Source organism: Geobacillus sp. LYN3, from assembly GCF_003064505.1.
Taxonomy (GTDB): domain Bacteria; phylum Bacillota; class Bacilli; order Bacillales; family Anoxybacillaceae; genus Parageobacillus_B; species Parageobacillus_B toebii.
In genome coordinates, this window is sequence record NZ_QCWL01000001.1 from 1,950,961 (window position 1) to 1,954,096 (window position 3,136).

2 protein-coding genes and 1 pseudogene are annotated in these 3,136 nt (G+C 35.7%); 2 read left to right on the plus strand and 1 reads right to left on the minus strand.

What is annotated here, in order from left to right:
* Both DCC82_RS10085 and DCC82_RS10090 read left to right on the plus strand, forming a co-directional pair.
* Nucleotides 1-648, plus strand: a 648-nt coding sequence (locus DCC82_RS10085; protein WP_199222351.1) for a metallopeptidase TldD-related protein, incomplete at its 5' end; no start/stop codon positions are given.
* Nucleotides 649-843: 195 nt separating this feature from the next.
* Nucleotides 844-2,070 carry an MFS transporter gene (locus DCC82_RS10090; protein ID WP_097355112.1) on the plus strand — a complete coding sequence of 409 codons (1,227 nt, stop codon included), beginning with the start codon at nt 844-846 and terminating at the stop codon, nt 2,068-2,070.
* 511 nt (nt 2,071-2,581) lie between these two features.
* Here DCC82_RS10090 and DCC82_RS10095 read toward each other — a convergent pair.
* Nucleotides 2,582-3,136, minus strand: a pseudogene (locus DCC82_RS10095) (IS256 family transposase); the annotation flags it as partial.

The following is a 3,136-nucleotide window of genomic DNA, read 5'->3' on the forward strand; positions in this document are numbered from 1 at the left end:
GATAATTCATCTCTTTTTCTAAGTCAGGAAAATTTGTGGAAATCCTCATGGTTATTAAGTCCATACGTTTTATCAACTTTATATCTGAATGATTTGTTGAAATTACTGACGACTGAATGTAAAACAATTACAGAAATACCTAGCAACTTATTGGTGATGGATAGAGGAAAAGGATTGAATTTTGACTTTGAAGGTACCCCCCGAAAACGTGTAACCTTCATAGAAAATGGATGTCTCATTACACAGGCACATAATTTGTTTAGTGCAAGTCTGACTAATGTTCCAAGTACAGGTCATGCGGGGTTAAACGGAAGAACAATTTGGGACCTTTATGTTGGGCCAAAAGAATATAAATATGATATTTCACATATCAATCAGTGGAAAAAACAATGGATAGACGAAGGTTTTTTAGTTATTGCTGGAGTGCATCCTTTTAGTTATTCCGATACCCAAGCTTGCTTTATATCATTCTTGAATCCTTTATATAAGAACACAGGAAAACATATAACTATAAGAGCTAAAATACCTTCACTATGGGAATTATGTAAAATTGGAGAGTGGGTTGGACCAGTTCAATATGGAAGACACCCATGGTCATCGCCTTGGATTATTGTACGAGAACCAATTCATTTATTCGAATCTGTGTGAATGGTAAGTAAACCTATGAAATATAACTGAGGCAAGTATAGTTTACATATAATTAACCCTCATTTAATTAGTCCTCATTGGTAAAACATGAAAAATTATAGTTAGGAAAATAAATGCGTTCCCTTTTTCTTGCATTAATATTTTCTTAACAGACATTTATCCAATAAAACTATAATTGTTAGGAGATGATTCCTTGTGTGGAAAAATCAAAATTTACTTATTCTTCTTGGAGGGTTATTTATTGCTGAACTTGGTATCTGGTTTGGCGTTATCGGAACGCTGGAGTTTTTACAACAACATGTTCATTCGTTTTTTCTTCAATCGGTAATTTTGGTTTCCGGAATTTTGTTCAGCATAGTTATTGGCCCTTTTGCCGGAAAAGTGGTCGACCAAACATCCAAAAAAACTGTTATATTTTGGGTATCTATTATGCGGATTATCGCGGTATGTGCAATGTTTATTGCAATTTGGCAAGAAAATTTTATGTGGGTTTTTATGTACAGTATATTTATTGGGGGAGCGGCAGCCTTTTATTTTCCCGCTGTTCAATCTTCGATTCCAAAAGTTACACAACCAGAACACTTAGTAAAGGCAAATGCACTAAACTTTAACCTTGTCACATTAGCAAGAATATTTGGGGCTGTTCTAGCCGGTGTTTTGCTTGTATATGTTTCTGTGACTACTTTGTTTATAATCGCGATTATTACCTATTTCCTCTTACTAATGTCTACATTATTTTTACGTATAGAGGAACCTTCCATAACCAGTCGTCATTCATCAGAACAAACAGGTCGCAATATAAAAGGTCATCGATCATTTCATGAAATATTGTCGGTAATTAATCGTCTTCCAGTAATTAAGATGATTCTTATCTTAACGGTTTTCCCATTTATTTTTATTGGCGGATTTAATCTGATGGTGATCAATATAAGTCAATTGCAAGATTCATCTTTGATTAAAGGATTGTTGTACGGAGCAGAAGGTTTATCCATTTTTATTGCTGGTTTAACTGCGAGTCGGCTCAAGAAAGGTAAAAATTCCGTCCCATTATTATTGATATCGTGCCTCCTCATTGGTGTTGCTCAAATGTCTTTATTCTTAGCAGAATGGAGATGGCTTCCTGTTGTTTCTTTTGCTCTATTCGGTTATGTTGTTGGTATTTTCATGCCCTTATCCAATACGGTATGCCAGGAATTAATTCCAGACGAATATCTAGGAAGGTTTTTCTCTTTGAGAAGGATGCTGGAAAGTTTTGTTCAACAGGTTTCTGTATTGTGTACAGGAGTATTGCTTGATTGGATAGGGTTTCATTGGACCGTTATTTTACTTGGTTTATTAACATTTATAATTGTTGGTTTACTATGTATAAGACAACTGTATGAACCGATTCATTATATGCAGGAAACAAAAATGGACCAATAGAAAAAAGGTGTTTTTATAAACCTTTTGAAGAGACCACTCAAGGGAACGCGTTATGTTAAGCTGTTAGCTTAACTTCAACAATAGGAATTAAGTTAAAAGGAGCCTTTATCGGTTCCTTTTTTATAGATTCTTTTCTAAGATTGTTGCTTTTAGAAAAGTCTTTTACGCTCTCGATACAATTAAAGGTAATATTGTAGACTACACATTTATCATAATGTTTATGATGGAATTCTGTCACTCTACAAAAAGAGCAGGGAGATTATATCGGGCTATAAAGATTTGCGTTATATCTAAATTTAACGAAAAATATGGACAGAAATAATAAATATTTGGTATAATTTGGTCGTGAAGAATAGGTATCGTCAAGAATTTTGTGTAATGCAAGATAGATAGGGTATCTCTGGAATGGATAGGGGACTAGTTTCCCCTGCAAAGGAGACTGAATATTCAGTCTCCTTTGCAGAAAGGGAGAATCCCCTTATCTTATTGGTTTGATATTTACATTATTTGGTTAATTATAACATTCTTCAAACATTCGTTGAAGAGCTTCATGTGCTTCGGCAAATCCTCGTAACTTTCGTCCTGCCCATTTCTCATTAAAATCTTGAATGGTCAAATACACGACTTTTTCAGCGGCTTCTAAACTGCTCAAACTGTTCATCGGCTTTAGACGTTTCCAAATCTCCTTGATCGTTCGTTCAATCGCATTTGTGGTGTAAATCATACTACGTATGCTAATCGGATAACTCATAAATGTGAGGAGGACATCCAACTCGTTGGCCCAAGATTGAACTTCTCTCGGGTACTTACCAGACCATTTCGACTCAAACTGTTGAAACATCTCCAGTGCAATTTTTTTATTCGGAGATCGATAAATGAGTTTCAAATCTTCCGCCATTTCGAATTGGTCTTTTTTCCGAACACGACGGAGTGTGTTACGGACTTTGTGAACGACACAACGCTGCACATCTGCTTTCGGATACACCGCCTTAAAGCTTCCTCCAGCCCCGGTAGTCCATCGAATACGCCCAGAAGCACTTCCTTGACGCCTCTTTTGTAGAGCTGT